Raw genomic sequence first — 18,003 nt, 5'->3', positions numbered from 1 at the left:
GCAAAACCTTAGCGCCTTAGCACCTCAGTAACTTTTCCCCTACTCAAAAATTTATTTTCTAATGCTGTCGTGTACTTGCGAATGAATACCGCTATTCCATAAAGTTAAGATGTCCGTAGCAACAGAAGCACCGCTTCCTGCTGCAATAGACAGCTGACTTCTCAATCCTGCCAATGTCCCGGCAACATAAATCCCGTCAGTAACGAAATGATCTTCGTTTTTTAACTGTATTCTGTTTTTTTCTACAATTGCTTTTTTGTGTGGGATCACATAATCCATCAAACCTTCAATTGCAAAAGTGTTAGTAGCGTTAATGGCTACTACAATAATTTTAGTCTGATATGAGCCTTTATTAGTCACAACCGTAAAATCAGGATAAGATCCCTCGATTTTCATGACTTTTTCGTTTTCTATCTGCTCTACATGCGGATAGAGAGAAGCAAGTTGTTCTTTGCTTTCCTCCAAAAGTTCCGAACCTAATTTTCCGGCTGGAATTCCATAGGCATTATTGAAAACAGCATCCTGAAGATTTGAAGCTTTCTGGTGTGTAAAGATTCCGATTTTCTTATCTGCAGCAAAAGCTTTGTTTCCGGCAGAACCCAAAACAAGGGCACAGGACATTCCTGAAACGCCTCCGCCAATAATTAAAACGTCAAACATGTCTTATTTGTCTTTTGTTTTTTCTTCAATCATTTTTGACATTCTGAAAATCAGAAGAATGAAAATGGCGCAAAATGAAGCAGCAATTCCTATCAATCCAACAACACTGTCTCCTTCGAACAAATGATCAAAGTCTAGAATAGTAATGTTGAAAATGATTAATGCAAGCGCAAGGAAGATTAATATGTAAGTAAAAATTTTCATTATAAGAAGGGGTTCCTGATTATGAATGGTGAAATTAATAAAATCTATGTTAGATAAAAAGCCCTTTAACATTGGCGCCAAATAATTTAACAGCAATAGCCAGCAAAATAACGCCAAATATCTTTCGGATAACGCCCAGTCCGTTCTCTCCAAGCAGCTTTTCTATCTTGGAAGACGACTTTAGGACGGCGAAAACTACAATTATATTAATGATTATGGCGAATATAATATTGATTTTTTCATATTCTGCTCTTAAAGACAGAATTGTGGTCATGGTTCCGGCTCCTGCGATCAAAGGAAAAGCAATTGGAACAATAGAAGCAGTACTCGGATTGTCTTCTTTATAAAGGCGGATTCCTAAAATCATTTCCAGGGCAAGAAAAAATAAAACGAAAGAACCGGCAACAGCAAACGAGCTGGCGTTGATACCAATCAGTTTTAAGATTTCTTCACCTACAAAAAGAAAAGCAATCATAATGACACACGCAACGATAGAAGCCTTTTCAGACTGAATATGTCCTACTTTTGAACGTAAGTCAACAATAATAGGTATGCTGCCAACGATATCGATAACAGCAAACAGAACCATACTAGCAGTAAAAATTTCTCTCCAATCGAATCCCATAACGATGCTTTTTTGAAGCTGCAAAATTATTTCATTAAAAATGAAAAATCATTAATGAATCGTTAATTTTTTAATGATTTTTTTCAAATTAAGTTATTGAAAATAAGCAAATTGTTTCCAGAAAGCCGGAAATTCAAAAATTAACACGCTATTTCACATTTGAAAACTATCTTTGCAGCATGTTTCAACTAGGAAAAACAATTGTCTCTGAAGACATTTTAGAAAAGGAATTTGTATGCAACCTTTCGGCTTGCAAAGGAGCTTGTTGTGTAGATGGTGATGCCGGTGCTCCATTAAATGAAGAAGAGACAAAAATCCTGGAAGCTATTTACCCAAAAGTAAAACCTTTTCTTCGTAAAGAAGGAATTGAGGCTATTGAAGCGCAAGGCACTTGGGTAAAAGGAACAGATGGCGATTTAGAAACGCCGCTGATTGACAATAAAGATTGCGCTTATGTAATTTTTGATGGGAAAACCGCACTTTGCGGTATCGAACAAGCCTATAATCAAGGTGTTGTTGATTGGAAAAAACCAGTATCCTGCCATTTGTATCCGATACGTATCAAAGATTTTACCGAATTTGCAGCAGTAAATTATGACAAATGGGAAATTTGTGATGATGCCTGTTCTTTAGGTAAAGAACTTGAGGTTCCGGTTTACAAATTTGTAAAAGAAGCGCTCATTCGTCGCTTTGGTGAAGACTGGTATGCCGAACTTGAAAAGGTAGCTCAGGAGCTTAAAAACCAATAACCTTTTTTTATCTCAAAATTTTAATTTTCTCCGGTTTCAAATTCCTTTGTTTCATGGGAGTTAGCGTTGTTTTTTGATTTATAAATAGCTTATTTTCAGTTATTTAAATAAAACTCAAAAAGTAAGAATTAATTTACCTCTTGTTAAAAACTATGCCCAATTGTGGATAAGTTTGACTTTCATTTACGGATACAAATGACAATCTTTGTAGTGTCAAGAAATCAAAGAATAAAATCCTATAACACAATAAACGTCAAGATAGTATGGCAGCGATAGAACCAATTTTACAAGAGAACAAAGACCGTTTCGTGATTTTTCCAATAAAACACCATGATATTTGGGAGTGGTATAAGAAAATGGAGGCTAGTTTTTGGACTGCAGAAGAAATTGATCTGCACCAGGATTTATCAGACTGGAACAATAAGCTGAATGATGAGGAAAAATATTTCGTCAAGCACATTTTAGCTTTTTTTGCTGCATCAGACGGTATTGTGAATGAAAACCTTGCAGAAAATTTTGTAAATGAAGTTCAATATCCGGAAGCTAAATTTTTCTACGGATTCCAAATCATGATGGAGAATATCCACAGCGAAACCTATTCTCTTCTGATTGATACGTATGTAAAAGATGAAGCCGAAAAAGATCAGCTTTTCCACGCATTGGATGTATTTCCTGCGATTAAGAAAAAAGCGGATTGGGCTTTAAAATGGATCGATTCCGATTCATTTGCCGAAAGATTGATTGCTTTTGCAGCAGTAGAAGGAATCTTTTTCTCAGGAGCATTTTGTTCTATCTATTGGTTGAAAAAACGCGGATTAATGCCGGGACTTACGTTTTCAAATGAATTGATTTCACGTGATGAAGGCGTACATTGCGACTTTGCAGTGCATTTACATAACCACCACCTGGTAAACAAAGTCTCAAAAGCAAGGATTACAGAAATTTTAGTGCAGGCTCTTGATATCGAAAGAGAATTTATAACAGAATCTCTTCCGGTGAGTTTGATTGGAATGAACGCAAACTTAATGACACAATATCTGGAATTTGTAACCGATAGATTATTAGTAGAGTTAGGATGTGCAAGAGTATATAACTCTGCGAATCCATTTGATTTTATGGATATGATCTCCTTACAAGGTAAAACGAATTTCTTCGAGAAACGAGTTTCAGAATATCAAAAAGCTGGAGTTTTAAACAGCGGTACAGGAAACGACAGCGAATCGCAAAAAATTAGTTTCGACGCCGATTTCTAGATTTTTTAGAAGCCAGACACCCCTTTTGTCTTTTAAACCATTTCCTGATAATACAGAAGTATTTTTCTTTCTTTAATTAGAAAGAAAAAGGTTTCTTTTTTATCAGAACTAATGCCGCTTTGGCGGATTGTTTTAATCTTTTTAATAATCCCGAATGGTCTTCCATTCCCTAACCAATTTGTAAACTTATGTATGTAGTTAAAAGAGACGGTCACAGAGAGCCGGTAATGTTTGATAAGATTACGGATAGAATTAAAAAATTATGCTACGGCTTGAACGATCTTGTTGATCCGGTAAAAGTAGCAATGCGCGTTATCGAAGGGTTGTATGATGGCGTTACAACTTCAGAGTTAGATAATCTTGCAGCTGAAACCGCAGCTGCAATGACAATTGCCCATCCTGATTATGCCCAATTGGCAGCAAGGATAGCAATTTCTAACCTTCATAAAAATACCAAAAAATCGTTTTCAGAAACGATGAAGGACATGTATCTCTATGTGAATCCAAGAACCAATCAGGAATCTCCGTTACTTTCAGAAGAAGTATACAATGTGATTCAGGAAAATGCAGCGTTCTTAGATTCTCATGTAATTTACAATAGAGATTTCAACTACGATTATTTCGGATTCAAAACGCTTGAACGTTCGTATCTGTTAAAAATAAACGGAAAAATTGTAGAAAGACCACAACATATGTTGATGCGTGTTTCGGTAGGAATCCACTTGAATGACTTAGATGCTGTATTAGAAACTTATGACCTGATGTCTAAAAAGTTCTTTACGCACGCTACGCCAACATTATTCAACGCGGGTACTCCAAAACCACAAATGTCTTCTTGCTTCCTTTTGGCAATGCAGGATGATAGTATTGATGGAATTTACGATACGCTAAAACAAACAGCAAAAATTTCACAATCAGCAGGAGGAATCGGACTATCAATCCATAACGTTCGTGCAACAGGATCATACATTCGTGGAACAAACGGAACATCAAACGGAATCGTTCCGATGTTGCGTGTTTTCAATGACACGGCTCGTTATGTAGACCAGGGTGGAGGAAAACGTAAAGGAAGTTTTGCCATCTATATCGAAACATGGCATGCTGATATTTTTGATTTCCTTGACCTGAAGAAAAACCACGGAAAAGAAGAAATGCGTGCCCGTGATTTGTTTTTCGCTATGTGGACGTCTGATTTGTTCATGAAACGTGTTCAGGAAGATTCTACATGGACGTTAATGTGTCCAAACGAATGTCCGGGACTGTATGACATCTACGGTGAAGAATTTGAAGCGCTGTATACTTCTTACGAAGCCCAGGGCAAAGGAAGAAAAACGATCAAAGCAAGAGAACTTTGGGAAAAAATTCTGGAATCTCAAATTGAAACCGGAACACCATACATGCTGTATAAAGATGCAGCAAACCGCAAATCAAACCAGAAAAACCTGGGAACAATCCGTTCTTCTAACTTGTGTACAGAAATCATGGAGTACACTTCTAAAGATGAAATTGCGGTATGTAACCTGGCTTCTATCTCGTTGCCAATGTTTATTGAAAATGGACAATTTAATCACGAATTGCTTTTCAATGTAACAAAACGCGTAACAAGAAACTTGAACAAAGTAATCGATAGAAACTACTATCCGGTTCAGGAAGCAGAAAATTCAAATATGCGTCACCGTCCGGTTGGATTGGGTGTTCAAGGTTTGGCAGATGCTTTTATCCTTTTGAGAATGCCTTTTACTTCTGACGAAGCTAAAAAACTAAACCAGGAAATCTTCGAAACGCTTTACTTTGCGGCAGTTACTGCTTCAATGGAAATGGCAAAAGAAGAAGGTCCATATTCTACTTTTGAAGGTTCACCAATTTCACAAGGTGAATTCCAGTACAATCTTTGGGGATTGACAGATGGAGATTTGTCTGGTCGTTGGGATTGGGCATCTTTAAGAAAAGAAGTAATGGAAAATGGTGTGAGAAACTCATTGCTTGTAGCGCCAATGCCAACAGCCTCGACTTCTCAAATCCTTGGAAATAACGAGGCTTTCGAACCTTATACTTCAAATATCTATACAAGACGAGTACTTTCAGGTGAATTTATCGTTGTAAACAAGCACCTGTTAGAAGATTTAGTAGAACTAGGTCTTTGGAATGAAGATTTGAAACAAGAAATCATGCGTCATAACGGATCAATCCAAAACATTGATCTTATTCCGCAAGATTTGAAAGAACTATATAAAACCGTTTGGGAAATGTCAATGAAAGATATTATTGATATGTCACGCCAAAGAGGTTATTTTATTGACCAGTCACAGTCGTTGAACTTGTTTATGCAGGATGCGAATTTTGCTAAACTGACTTCAATGCACTTCTACGCTTGGCAATCCGGATTAAAAACAGGAATGTACTATCTGAGAACCAAGTCGGCAGTTGATGCGATCAAGTTTACGCTTAATAACGATAAAAAAGCAGAACCAGTAGCTGTAGAAACTGTTGCAGAACCGGCAATTGCTGTCGATGAGTTCCGTGCTATGTTGGAGCGTTCCAAAAATGCAGAACCAGACGATTGCGAAATGTGCGGATCTTAATAAGAAACACAATACCTATAAAAAACAGCCGTCAAATGATGGCTGTTTTTTTATACCAATAGTTTTAGTCTTAGTATATTTGCTTACAAAATTAAAAGAGCTTGAGCACACTATATTTCAGGGATAGGGAAAATGTAAATTTAGAAGATGTCGTCTTTGAAGATTCTGTGGCAGAACAGGTCGGGCAATTTCTGAAAGAACACCGTTTTTCTGAAATCCTTCATCAATATGAGCTTCCTGTCGCCAATAAAATTTTTCTGTACGGCAAGACCGGATGTGGCAAAACCATGACGGCAAAAGCCATAGCAAAAGAACTGGACAAGAAAATTTTTATCGTAAACCTGTCAACTATAGTATCTTCCAAATTAGGAGAAACGGCAAAAAACATCAATAACATTTTTAAGGAAGCCAATTATGAGAATTCCGTACTGTTTTTTGATGAATTTGACTCTTTGGGTCAGGTCAGAGATTATGACAATAAAGACAGCAGCGAAATGAAACGTGTCGTAAATGCCTTGTTGCAGCTTATCGACAATTTCCCGAGAAATGCAATATTGATAGCAGCAACCAATCAGATTCAGATGATTGACGAAGCACTACTGCGAAGATTTGAACTTAAACTGGAATTTATATCACCTTCAGAACAGGTTTTGGATGGCTATTATGATACATTGCTGTCAAAATACCCGGTGAAATATCAAAATGTAGAAAGAAAATATGGTATTTCTTTTTCAGAGGCCAAAGATTTTGTTTTCAGACAAGTAAAAAACAACATCATCCTTGACGAAATGGCAAAACTGTCATAATAACAAACTAAATTATTTACTTTAATCATAGACCAATGTCAAAACAAAAAAAAGGAGTTTATACCGGAATCATAGAAAAAGATGAAAACGGAAATTATTTCTGCGGGCCTTATCTTCTGGATTACCAATATACCGAAGCCAATTTTAAGATTGGAGATGAAGTAAATATCAAATCGGTAATTGAAAACCCAAGCGATAAGACGCACGATCAGTATCCAAAGAAATCTAAAAACTTCTTTTTGGCAAACCTGAAAGAATAATTTTAAAAATTAATGGATTATAGAACTTCAAGACAGTTTAGGCTGGATAAAGATTTATATGCAAGCCAAGGTACTCGTCTGGCAAATTACCTGATAGACTATGTTTGCCAGATAGCGCTGATGTTTGCTTTAGTGGTAGTATTGACTATGATTTCTGTTATTATAGGTAACGATAGTATTCTTGCTCGTATTGAAAATATGAATAAGATAGAAGAGTATGGTGCGGCTGTCGTGATTATATTGATTTATTACAATGTATTCGAAATCTTTTTTTCAAGAACCATAGGTAAATTTATTACCAAAACGATTGTTGTCGATATAAATGGTGAAAAGCCGGACAGCCAGGAAATATTAATACGTTCGCTTTGCAGGTTGATTCCTTTTGATGGTTTTTCATTTTTGGGAGCGCCAAATAAAGGCTGGCACGACAGCATTTCCAAAACGTATGTCGTAAAAAAAGAATTATTAGAAAAGAAAAAAGAACTGTTTTATTCTCTGGATGAAATAGGAAATAATACCAACGAATTATGATGAACTGGGAACAACTTTTGTCTTTAAGAAAACAAGGCGACAAAGGAAAAAGATTACGAAAAGAACAAGACGATACCCGTCTGGGCTTTGAAGTCGATTATGACAGGATTATATTTTCTTCTGCTTTTAGAAGCCTTCAGGATAAGACACAGGTAATTCCGCTTTCCAAAACAGATTTCGTGCATACAAGACTAACACATAGTCTTGAGGTTTCTGTTGTTGGTCGTTCTATCGGAAGATTGGTAGGAAAACAGATTATTGAAAAATATCCACATCTGAGAGAAGTCCACGGCTATCAGCCAAATGATTTCGGTGCGATTGTTGCAGCCGCATCTTTGGCACATGATATCGGAAATCCACCATTTGGGCATTCGGGGGAAAAAGCCATAGGCGAATATTTTAAGACCGGAAACGGAAAACAGTTCAAAGACCAGCTCTCTGAAAAAGAATGGCAGGATCTGATCGATTTTGAAGGAAATGCCAATGGTTTTTCATTATTAACGGCTTCCCGTCCTGGTATTGAAGGCGGACTTAGGATTTCCTATGCCACTTTGGGTGCTTTCATGAAATACCCAAAAGAATCATTGCCTAAAAAACCAACAAGCCATATTTCGGATAAAAAATACGGCTTTTTCCAAACCGATAAAGAGTTTTTCAAAGAAGTAGCCGAAGAGCTCGGAATGATTCCTAATAAGTCAGGAAATGACATCGGTTATGAAAGACATCCATTAGCCTTTTTAGTCGAAGCAGCTGATGATATCTGCTATACGATTATCGATTTTGAAGACGGAATCAATTTAGGTCTGGTTTCAGAAGATTTTGCGCTGGAATACCTTATCAATCTCGTAAAAGATAGTATAGATACCAAAAAATTCAATTCCCTGATTACAAAAGAAGACAGGATAAGCTACCTAAGAGCATTAGCAATAGGCAGTTTGATTAGTGATGTCGTAAAAGTATTCGTTGAAAATGAAGAACAGATACTTCAAGGGAAATTCCACCACGCCTTGACCGAAAAAAGCAAGTATGTTGCCCAGATGAATGATATTATCAAGCTGAGCGTAAAAAACATCTACCAAAGCAGAGAAGTCATTGAAAAAGAACTGGTAGGTTACCAGATTATCCAGACTTTATTAGATAAATTCATTACCGCCTTTAATAACCAGTTTCATAATGAAGCATCAAACTATGACCGATTATTGCTAAAAATGCTACCGGACAAGTTTCATGATGAAAAGAATGATCTTTACAAAAGGCTACTGCACATCTGCCATTATGTGTCGCTTTTAACCGATGGAAATGCGTTAGAATTATTTAATACGATAAACGGACGTAAGAAGCTGTAAAAAGCCTAGAAGCTGTAAATCAATCCTACGCCAAGCATTTGCTTGAACTGTACTTTTGGTCCTACAGTAACCTGTTGGCCGTTGATTTCTTCTTTAGCCTTGATATCGTGGTCATAAATCAGGTGAGTGTTGATATTGGCACGCACATATTTGTTGACGATAAAATCCAATTGCACTTGCCAGTCAACGTCTATATTTCCAAAGTTGTTGATATAATCCGTGTAGAGATTTAGCTTGTTTTCAAAATTGATGTTTTTGAAAAGCTCTTTCTTATAGCCGCTTGTAAAAAGGAAACCGAGCTCCGTTCTGGAATTCTTACCGTCTTCAATCTTTACACCGGTAACGGCGTCATAAACGGCTTTATGAACACCAAAGGCTCCCTGATCTGCCAATCGTTGATCTAAAACCAACGTGTTTTTCAAGGTAAGAGGCGAGATATAAAGCTGTAGGTTGTATTTCTTGTTATTATATTCAGCTCCAATACCTAAAAACGTATAGGCTGGTGCAAATGGTTTTGAAATCGCTATATCTGTATTGGGATAAGAATAACCGCTGGTGAATTGCGTGTTGAAATTGAACTTCGCACTATGAAACCAATTGGTAGTCGTATCTCTTCTGTAACCAAAAGTAGAGTTGAATTGGAAAGCATCATCTGTTTTTCGCAATTCAACACCATCTTGCTTGCTTACTCCGTAGCGCACGATTAATTCGTTAAGCCATCTTAAGTTCCCGTTCTCGTATTTTCGTGTAAATGTTCCTTTTAATAGTCCGGAAATGGCGCTGTTTCCACCGGCACTCCAGTTGACAAAAGCGATTTCATTTAAATCAAATCCTACTATATTTTTCCTTTCCCAATGGGTGACAACTTTTTTGACAATAGCTGAATCTAGTTTTTTGGATTGAATGGTATCTACAGATTGTGCTATAGATGATACAGAAAAAAGCAAAAATAACCCTAAGGCTAAAGGTGATAATCTCATAACTGGCATATTAAATTTTAGGACAGTGCAAAAGTCAATAATTTCGACAGTTTTCAAAAATTATTTGCAAGTTTTTTGCATCTATTTTGCTATAACGTTGTAGCTCGTTAATACTTCCATGTTCGATAAATTCATCTGGAATACCTAAAATTTCTATCTTTTTGGTATAATTGTTTTGAGCTGCAAATTCTGTTATAGCACTACCGAAACCTCCTTTTGCTGCTCCGTCCTCTAAAGTAATAATAACGTCATATTTATTAAAAATAGTATGAAGGAGGACTTCATCTAATGGTTTTACAAATGGGAAATCATAATGAGAAAAATCTTTTGGATCATCAATATTGGTTAAAGCAGGGATAACATTGTTGCCAATCGATCCGGTAGAAAGAATAGCAATTCTGTTTCCTTCTTTTAATAATTTCGCTTTCCCGATCTCAATCTTTTCAAAAGGTTTTTTCCAGTCAACAATCACTCCGCGACCTCTAGGATATCGGATAGCAATAGGATGTTCCAGTCCAAGTTGTGCGGTATATAGCATATTGCGTAGCCCCGTTTCATTCATAGGAGCATAAATAATCATATTGGGAATACATCTCAAATAAGCCAGGTCAAAAGCGCCATGATGTGTTGCGCCGTCTTCACCAACTAATCCCGCTCTGTCAAGACAAAAAATGACAGGAAGATTTTGTAAAGCCACATCATGAATAACCTGATCGTAGGCTCTTTGTAAAAAGGTGGAGTAAATATTACAAAACACAATCATTCCCTGAGTTGCCATTCCAGCCGCCAAGGTCACAGCATGTTGTTCTGCAATTCCAACGTCAAAAGCACGTTTCGGGAACACATCCATCATAAATTTTAACGAACTGCCACTTGGCATCGCAGGTGTAATTCCTACAATCTTTTCATTTTTTTCGGCCAGTTCCAATAATGTCAGGCCAAAAACGTCCTGAAATTTTGGTGGCAGGTTTTCTTCTGATTTTGGAATGATTTCTCCGGTCAGCTTGTCAAACTTCCCTGGCGCGTGATATTTTACCTGATCTTTTTCAGCCTGCTCCAATCCTTTTCCTTTGGTAGTAATAATATGGAGAAATTTTGGGCCTTTGATATTTTTTAATCGTTTCAGTTCTTTAATAACGGCAGCAATATCATGACCGTCTATAGGGCCGGAATAATCAAAATTCAGCGATTTTATCATGTTGTTCTCCCGCGGATTCTTTCCTTCCTTTACAGAAGTGAGATAGTTTTTTAAAGCACCAACGCTTGGATCAATCCCTATAGCATTGTCATTTAAGATGACTAGCAGGTTGGCGTCAGTTACGCCGGCATGATTAAGACCTTCAAAAGCCATTCCTGAAGCAATAGAGGCATCTCCAACGACTGCAATATGGTGTTTTTCAAAATCACCAGTCAGATTAGAAGCGATAGCCATTCCCAACGCAGCAGAAATTGCAGTAGAAGAGTGGCCTACGCCAAAAGTATCATACGGACTTTCGCTTCTTTTTGGAAATCCGGAAATACCGCCCCATTGCCTGTTCGTGTCAAAATTGTCTTTTCGTCCGGTTAGGATTTTATGTCCGTATGCCTGATGTCCAACATCCCATACCAATAAATCATTAGGTGTGTTGAAGACATAATGAAGCGCAATTGTCAATTCAATTACGCCCAGACTGGCGCCAAGATGGCCTTCTTTGACAGAAACGATATCGATGATAAAATCACGAAGTTCGTGTGCCAAAACGGATAATTCTACTTCGGTTAGCTTCCTCAGATCCTCAGGAGAATTTATATTTTGCAGGATGGTATAGTTCATTTCCAGATTAAAAACCAAATTTACGATATTGTTTTTTATTTTTGGGCTATGGAAAACAGCAACACCGACGAATATTTCATGAAAAAGGCTTTGCAGGAAGCTGAAGTCGCTTTTGAAAAAGGCGAAATTCCGGTCGGGGCTATCATAGTTGTTGAAAACCGCATCATTGCCAGAAGCCATAATCTTACTGAAATGTTGAATGATGTAACAGCGCATGCCGAAATGCAATCAATTACAGCGGCGGCCAATTTTTTAGGAGGAAAATACCTTAAGAATTGCACTTTATATGTTACATTAGAGCCTTGCCAGATGTGTGCCGGAGCTTTGTATTGGAGCCAAATTTCCAGAATCGTTTTTGGAGCCAGAGACGAACAGAGAGGATACATGGCTTTAGGAACAAAATTGCATCCAAAAACTATCGTGGAATATGGTGTTTTAGAAGCAGAAGCTTCCAGTTTGATGAAACGTTTTTTTCTGGAAAAACGCAAATAAAAATTCTCCCCCAAAAGAAAAAATTAGGCATGATTTTTTCTTGTTAAAAATTTAAAAATTAATCCTATATTTAGTACAATAAAGACAAGGATTATTCAGTTATGCTGAAAATGTCACTAAGGACAAAACCTACGTTCAATTTTTAATCAATCATTCTATGAGAACTGGAAAACTAATACTGTTGGTTTCGGTGTTTTTTTTGTTAAATGCGTGTAGAAAATCTTCGCCTGAAGATTTTGATTCAGATTTTTCGCTTTATCGCGATTATGTTACCAGTTTCTCGTCGGGAATGATTTCCGCGAACTCTGATATTCAGGTTGGCTTGGCATTCTCAAAAGCAGAATGGAAGCCTAATCAGGAATTAGACGAGGATATATTTGATATTTCTCCAAGTGTTAGCGGTAAGGTTGTCGTATTGCCAAATAATATTCTGGCATTCCAGCCAAAGAAGAAACTAAAACAGGGCGAGCAATATCAGGTGACACTTCATTTGGATAAATTGATTGATGTTCCAAAAGAACTGGCTGATTTTAATTTCACGGTTAAAACCGTTGAACAGGATTTCAAAGTTGAAATTCAGGATTTGCAATCGTATACAAAAGATACGCAATTTCTGAATATGGTCCTGAAATCTGCAGATAATATGGATTTGGCTACAGCCAAAAAACTAGTGTCGGCTACACAGAACGGTAAAGAGTTGCCAATAAAATTCAATGATAAGGCTAGTTCGCCTACGGAGTTTTCTTTTGTTGTCGACCAGATACAAAGAGGAGTAGACGATAGCAAAATTATAATAAAATGGGACGGAAGTTCGGCAGATATAGATCAAAAAGGAGAAAAAGAATTTACAATTCCAGGTAAAAATAATTTTACCATTGTAGACGTAAGAATTGGGGATGAAAACAACCAATCGGTTCGAATCAATTTCTCAGATCCATTAAAAAAAGACCAGAATTTCAGTGGTTTGGTATCTCTTGAAACAGCAAATAATTTGCGCTATGCAGTAGATGGAAACGTATTAAAAGTGTTTTCGGATGTAGCTCTTGATGGTAAATTACTGCTGGAAGTTTTCCAGGGAATTGAAAATACCGATGGCTATAAAATGAAAAAAGGCTATGCCGCAAAAATTACTTTTGAGCAGATCAAGCCGGAAGTGCGTTTTATAAAAAGCGGTACAATCCTGCCAAGTTCCCACAACCTAAAAGTAAATTTTGAAGCAGCCAATTTGAAAAAAGTGGATGTAAAAGTGTACCGTATTTTTGAAAATAATGTACTTCAGTTTTTACAGGATAATGAATTGAATGGCAATTATGACTTGAGAAAAGTGGCACTTCCAATAGCTAAAAAGACGTTAGAGCTGACAACCAACAAGCTTGCCAATTACAAAAAATGGAATAGCTATTCCCTTGATTTATCTACCTTGATTAAACCGGAACAGGGAGCTATTTACCGTGTGGAATTTACCATCAAAAGATCTTATTCCCTATATACCTGCGATACTCCTGCTGAAGAAGAACCGGTAGCCGATGAAGATCAGGAACCGGAAGATTTTTCTACTTTCGATTCTTATGATTATGACTACTATGACTACGACTATAACTGGAATGAAAGAGACAATCCTTGCGATAAATCGTATTATTCCAACAATAAAGTGGCTACGAACATATTGGCTACAGATTTGGGTGTTATCGCAAAACGTGGCGAAAATGGTTCGTATTTCTTTGCAGTCAATAATATCGTAACAACTGAGCCGGTTTCAGGCGCAACAGTTGAATTGTATAACTACCAGAAACAAAAACTGGTATCAGAAACTACAGATGGCGATGGTATAGTGAATTTTAGTACTGATAAAAAAGCATTTTTTGTGATAATCAAAAAAGACAAAAACACGACCTATGTCAAACTGGATGATGGGAACTCACAGTCAGTCAGTAATTTTAATGTAGATGGTGAAGCAATCCAAAAAGGATTAAAAGGATTTATTTATGGAGAACGAGGCGTATGGCGCCCAGGCGATACAATTTACCTGTCATTCATCCTGAACGATAAATCAAGCAGATTACCAAATACCCACCCAATCAAATTAAAGCTGACAGATCCGAATGGAAAAGTAGTCTACCAGAAAGTTCAGAAATATACAGACAAGAATCATTACAAATTTGCTTTCAAAACACAGCCAAACGCACCAACAGGGAATTATGAAGCGGTTGTTTCTGTGGGAGGTGCGCGTTTTTATAAAGCGGTAAAAATTGAAACCATCAAACCAAACCGATTGAAAATTAAAAATGGCTTTGATGGAAAAATGCTATCGGCTTTCCATAAAAACGATGCCAGAGTTGATGTGGCCTGGTTGCATGGAGCTGTCGCAAAAGATTTGAAACTGGAAATGCAGGCGAAATTTACCCAGCAAAAAACCACGTTTAAAAATTATAGCAAATATGTTTTTGACGATCCGGCGCGTAAGTTTTCTACAGAAGAAGTAAACATCTATTCCGGGAAAATTGATGAAACCGGAAAAGCAAATGTCAGCATCCAGCCAAGATTGCAATCGCAGGCACCGGGAATGCTAAAAGCATCATTTATTACTAAGGTGTATGAAAATGGAGGTGATTTCAGTACTGATGTTATTTCAGCAACGTATTCGCCTTTCCAAACCTATGTGGGAATAAAAACTCCGGAACCAAACAAATATGGAATGCTCGAAACCGGAAAAAGCAATGCATTTGACGTAGTGACGGTTGATGAAGACGGAAAGCCAAAAGCGGTCAGAAATCTGGAAGTAAGAGTCTATAAGGTAGAATGGCGCTGGTGGTGGGATGCTTCTGATGATTTGTCAAATTATAGCAGCTCTACAACAAATACGCCGTTCTATTCTCAGGTATTGAATACAGACGGTTCCGGTAAGGCACGTTTCCAATTTAAAACAGATGAAGATGAATGGGGACGCTACCTTGTAAGAGTTACAGATCCTAACGGAGGACATTCGTCAGGTGAAACTGTAATGATTGACTGGCCAATCTGGTCTGGAAAAACAAGAAATACTACCGGAGCAGAGGCAAAAATGCTGGTGTTTTCGGCAGACAAGGAAAAATATAATGTGGGTGAAAAAGCGGTTGTTTCATTCCCGTCAAGTGAAGGCGGACGTGCTTTAATTTCACTTGAAAGTGGTGCGCAGGTAGTTCAGACATTATGGGCAGAAAGTAAAAAGGGTGAAACGCAGGTTGAAATTCCAATTACTTCGAAAATGGCGCCTAACGTCTATATCCATATCACGTTATTGCAACCTCATGCCTCAACAAAAAATGACTCGCCAATTCGTCTGTATGGAATTATTCCGATTGAAGTGGTTGATAAAAACACAGTTTTAGAACCGCAGATAGCCATGCCGGAAGTTTTAAAACCGGAGCAGAAAACGACAATAAAAGTAAGCGAGAAGAATGGGAAGGCAATGACCTATACCATTGCAATTGTTGATGAAGGATTGCTAGATCTGACCCGATTTAAGACACCAAATGCCTGGAACAGTTTTTATTCAAGAGAAGCTCTGGGTGTGAAAACATGGGATATTTATGATGATGTTATAGGAGCGTATGGCGGTAAGGTAAATCAGATTTTTAGTATTGGTGGTGATGAAGATTTAGGCGGTGGACAAGCTAAAAAAGCCAACCGATTTAAACCGGTAGTAATTTATCTTGGGCCGTATTCATTATCAAAAGGACAGACAAAATCACATGAGATTGCACTTCCGAAATATGTTGGTTCCGTAAGAACAATGGTCGTAGCAGGTGACGCGCAAACCAGTGCCTATGGAAGTGTTGAAAAGACAACTCCGGTCAGAAATCCGTTGATGATATTGGCATCATTGCCAAGAAAAGTTTCTCCGGGTGAAAAAGTAACCTTGCCGGTAACGGTTTTTGCAATGGAAAAACAGGTTAAAAACGTTACCCTACAGTTGAAAACAAATAATGGTTTCCAAGTAATAGGAAATTCAAAACAAACATTGTCGTTTGCACAGCCTGATGAAAAGATTGCTTATTTTGATTTGAATGTTGGCGAGTTGACCGGAATTGGAAAAGTGACGGTGGTAGCTACTTCCGGAAAAGAAAAAGCCAGCTTTGATGTAGAATTGGATATTCTGAATCCGAATCCTGTAACGCAGGATTATAAAGAATTGGTATTGGAACCAAATAGTTCGGGAACAATCAACTGGGATGCTTTTGGAGTAGCCGGAACAAATACGGCAAAACTGGAAGTGTCGGCATTTCCTTCAATGGATTTTAACAAGCGACTTGACTATCTGATTCAATATCCGCACGGATGTTTGGAACAAACTACATCCAGTGTATTTCCACAATTGTATTTGGGTGATATTGCTGATATAGACGTGACAAGAAAAGCAAAAATCCAAAAGAACATTACGGCAGGAATCCAAAAACTGGCACAGTTCCAATTGGCCAATGGAGGATTTGCGTATTGGCAAGGAAACCAAACGCCGGATGATTGGAGTACGACCTATGTGGGGCACTTCCTGATTGAAGCGGAAAGAAAAGGTTATGCACTTCCTGCTAACCTGAAAAAACAATGGATTGCCTATCAATCAAAAACAGCAAAACAATGGCGCTATAACGAAGGTTACCGTAATGATTTTGCACAATCGTACAGACTGTATACATTGGCATTGGCGGGTAATCCGGATCTGTCATCGATGAACAGACTTAGAGAAACTTCAGGAATTACGAACGATACCAAACTAAGACTTGCTGCTACGTATGCTTTAGCCGGACAGAAAAATGTAGGAATGACATTACTTGGACAAAGTAAAATAGATGAAGATTCGATGTATGGTTATTACTATTATTATGGCTCAAGCGAAAGAAACAGAGCTATGGCTTTGGAGACGTTGCTGTTGTTAGGAAGAAAAACAGAAGCCTTTACTATGGCGACTAAATTGGCGAAAGAAATGTCTTCAAACCAATGGATGTCAACACAAACTACGGCGTATTGTTTGTATGCGATGTCGAAATTTGCTCAGCAAAACGGCACAAAAGGCATTGATGTGAGCTATACCAGCAAAGGCAAATCGGAAACAATTAAAACAGCAAAAACATTTGCTGACAGAACATTGCAGGTTTCCGGAAGCGGAAATACGGTTACGGTTAAAAATAATAAAAACACAACCCTTTACATAAAAGTAATTACAAGCGGAATCTTGCCAATAGGTCAGGAACAAACCGAGCAAAGAGGATTGTCTACAGATATTACGTTCCGTGATAGAAAAGGAAATGCCATCAATGTCGCTTCATTGGCACAAGGAACAGAGTTTGTTGCAGAAGTTACGGTTTCCAATACCAAAGGCGAATCGGTTGAAAACGTTGCACTGACGCAGATTATTCCTTCGGGTTGGGAAATTGTCAATACACGTTTCACAGACTATGGAAGTTTTGCTGATAACAAAGTAGATTATACGGATATCCGTGACGACCGTACGAATTTTTATTTTACGCTGAGATCGAATGAAACCAAAACCTTCAAGATCCTTCTGAATGCATCTTATTTAGGTAGATATTACCTTCCTGGAGTACAATGCGAGGCGATGTATGACAATTCATATTTTGCCAGAACACGAGGACAGTGGATTAACGTAGTAAAATAAGCACCTTGAAAGTAAAGACTTCTGTAAAGAAGCCTAATAGTTAAGCTGG

The 18,003-nt window shown here is 37.7% G+C and carries 14 protein-coding genes; 9 read left to right on the top strand and 5 right to left on the bottom strand.

The features are described from left to right. Window positions 1-51 precede the first annotated feature (51 nt). Genes ABH942_RS03805 through ABH942_RS03795 form a run of 3 tightly spaced genes read right to left on the bottom strand, consistent with a single transcriptional unit; the run spans window position 52 to window position 1,489 of the window. The gene (locus ABH942_RS03805) at window positions 52-660 is read right to left on the bottom strand and encodes an FAD-dependent oxidoreductase (RefSeq protein WP_370029654.1); all 609 of its coding nucleotides are present in this window, start codon (window positions 658-660) and stop codon (window positions 52-54) included. Between the two features lie 3 nt (window positions 661-663). Beyond that, a complete protein-coding gene (locus ABH942_RS03800) occupies window positions 664-864 on the bottom strand; it encodes a hypothetical protein (protein ID WP_056067874.1) in 201 nt (66 codons plus the stop codon). Window positions 865-913: 49 nt separating this feature from the next. Further along, on the bottom strand, window positions 914-1,489 hold the full coding sequence (locus tag ABH942_RS03795; RefSeq protein ID WP_140001650.1) for a MarC family protein: 576 nt from the start codon (window positions 1,487-1,489) through the stop codon (window positions 914-916). A gap of 179 nt (window positions 1,490-1,668) precedes the next feature. On the opposite strand from ABH942_RS03795, the gene ABH942_RS03790 reads away from it, so the two are divergent. From ABH942_RS03790 to ABH942_RS03760, 7 genes are all read left to right on the top strand, one after another. Beyond that, window positions 1,669-2,238: a DUF3109 family protein gene (locus tag ABH942_RS03790; RefSeq protein WP_140001651.1), complete on the top strand. Its 570-nt coding sequence runs from the start codon at window positions 1,669-1,671 to the stop codon at window positions 2,236-2,238. Between the two features lie 263 nt (window positions 2,239-2,501). Beyond that, a complete protein-coding gene (locus ABH942_RS03785) occupies window positions 2,502-3,491 on the top strand; it encodes a ribonucleotide-diphosphate reductase subunit beta (RefSeq protein ID WP_370029653.1) in 990 nt (329 codons plus the stop codon). Window positions 3,492-3,679: 188 nt separating this feature from the next. After that, entirely contained in the window at window positions 3,680-6,073 is a 2,394-nt protein-coding gene (locus ABH942_RS03780; RefSeq protein ID WP_370029652.1) for a ribonucleoside-diphosphate reductase subunit alpha, read from the top strand. A gap of 101 nt (window positions 6,074-6,174) precedes the next feature. Beyond that, window positions 6,175-6,879 carry an AAA family ATPase gene (locus ABH942_RS03775; protein WP_370029651.1) on the top strand — a complete coding sequence of 235 codons (705 nt, stop codon included), beginning with the start codon at window positions 6,175-6,177 and terminating at the stop codon, window positions 6,877-6,879. Between the two features lie 35 nt (window positions 6,880-6,914). Further along, window positions 6,915-7,139: a hypothetical protein gene (locus tag ABH942_RS03770; RefSeq protein WP_370029650.1), complete on the top strand. Its 225-nt coding sequence runs from the start codon at window positions 6,915-6,917 to the stop codon at window positions 7,137-7,139. A 12-nt stretch (window positions 7,140-7,151) separates the two neighbouring features. Then, entirely contained in the window at window positions 7,152-7,670 is a 519-nt protein-coding gene (locus ABH942_RS03765) for an RDD family protein (RefSeq protein ID WP_370029649.1), read from the top strand. Then, the gene (locus ABH942_RS03760; protein WP_370029778.1) at window positions 7,670-9,016 is read left to right on the top strand and encodes a deoxyguanosinetriphosphate triphosphohydrolase; all 1,347 of its coding nucleotides are present in this window, start codon (window positions 7,670-7,672) and stop codon (window positions 9,014-9,016) included. Before ABH942_RS03765 ends, ABH942_RS03760 begins: the two co-directional genes overlap by 1 nt. A gap of 5 nt (window positions 9,017-9,021) precedes the next feature. On the opposite strand, the gene ABH942_RS03755 is transcribed toward ABH942_RS03760, so the two are convergent. Both ABH942_RS03755 and ABH942_RS03750 read right to left on the bottom strand, forming a co-directional pair. After that, a complete protein-coding gene (locus ABH942_RS03755; protein ID WP_370029648.1) occupies window positions 9,022-9,996 on the bottom strand; it encodes a DUF3078 domain-containing protein in 975 nt (324 codons plus the stop codon). Window positions 9,997-10,030: 34 nt separating this feature from the next. Beyond that, entirely contained in the window at window positions 10,031-11,809 is a 1,779-nt protein-coding gene (locus ABH942_RS03750; protein WP_370029647.1) for a 1-deoxy-D-xylulose-5-phosphate synthase, read from the bottom strand. Window positions 11,810-11,857: 48 nt separating this feature from the next. Between ABH942_RS03750 and ABH942_RS03745 the strand changes: the two genes are divergently transcribed. Together ABH942_RS03745 and ABH942_RS03740 are read left to right on the top strand one after the other, a co-directional pair. After that, window positions 11,858-12,301 (top strand): nucleoside deaminase, encoded by a 444-nt coding sequence (locus ABH942_RS03745; RefSeq protein WP_370029646.1) that lies wholly within the window; start codon window positions 11,858-11,860, stop codon window positions 12,299-12,301. A 157-nt stretch (window positions 12,302-12,458) separates the two neighbouring features. Continuing rightward, window positions 12,459-17,954, top strand: coding sequence for an alpha-2-macroglobulin (locus ABH942_RS03740; protein ID WP_370029645.1), 5,496 nt, complete (start codon window positions 12,459-12,461; stop codon window positions 17,952-17,954). Window positions 17,955-18,003 lie beyond the last annotated feature (49 nt).

The sequence above is a fragment of the Flavobacterium sp. 28YEA47A genome, assembly GCF_041262125.1.
GTDB lineage: Bacteria > Bacteroidota > Bacteroidia > Flavobacteriales > Flavobacteriaceae > Flavobacterium.
Note: the sequence above shows the minus strand (reverse complement) of the source record. Positions and strands in the feature narration are given on the sequence as shown.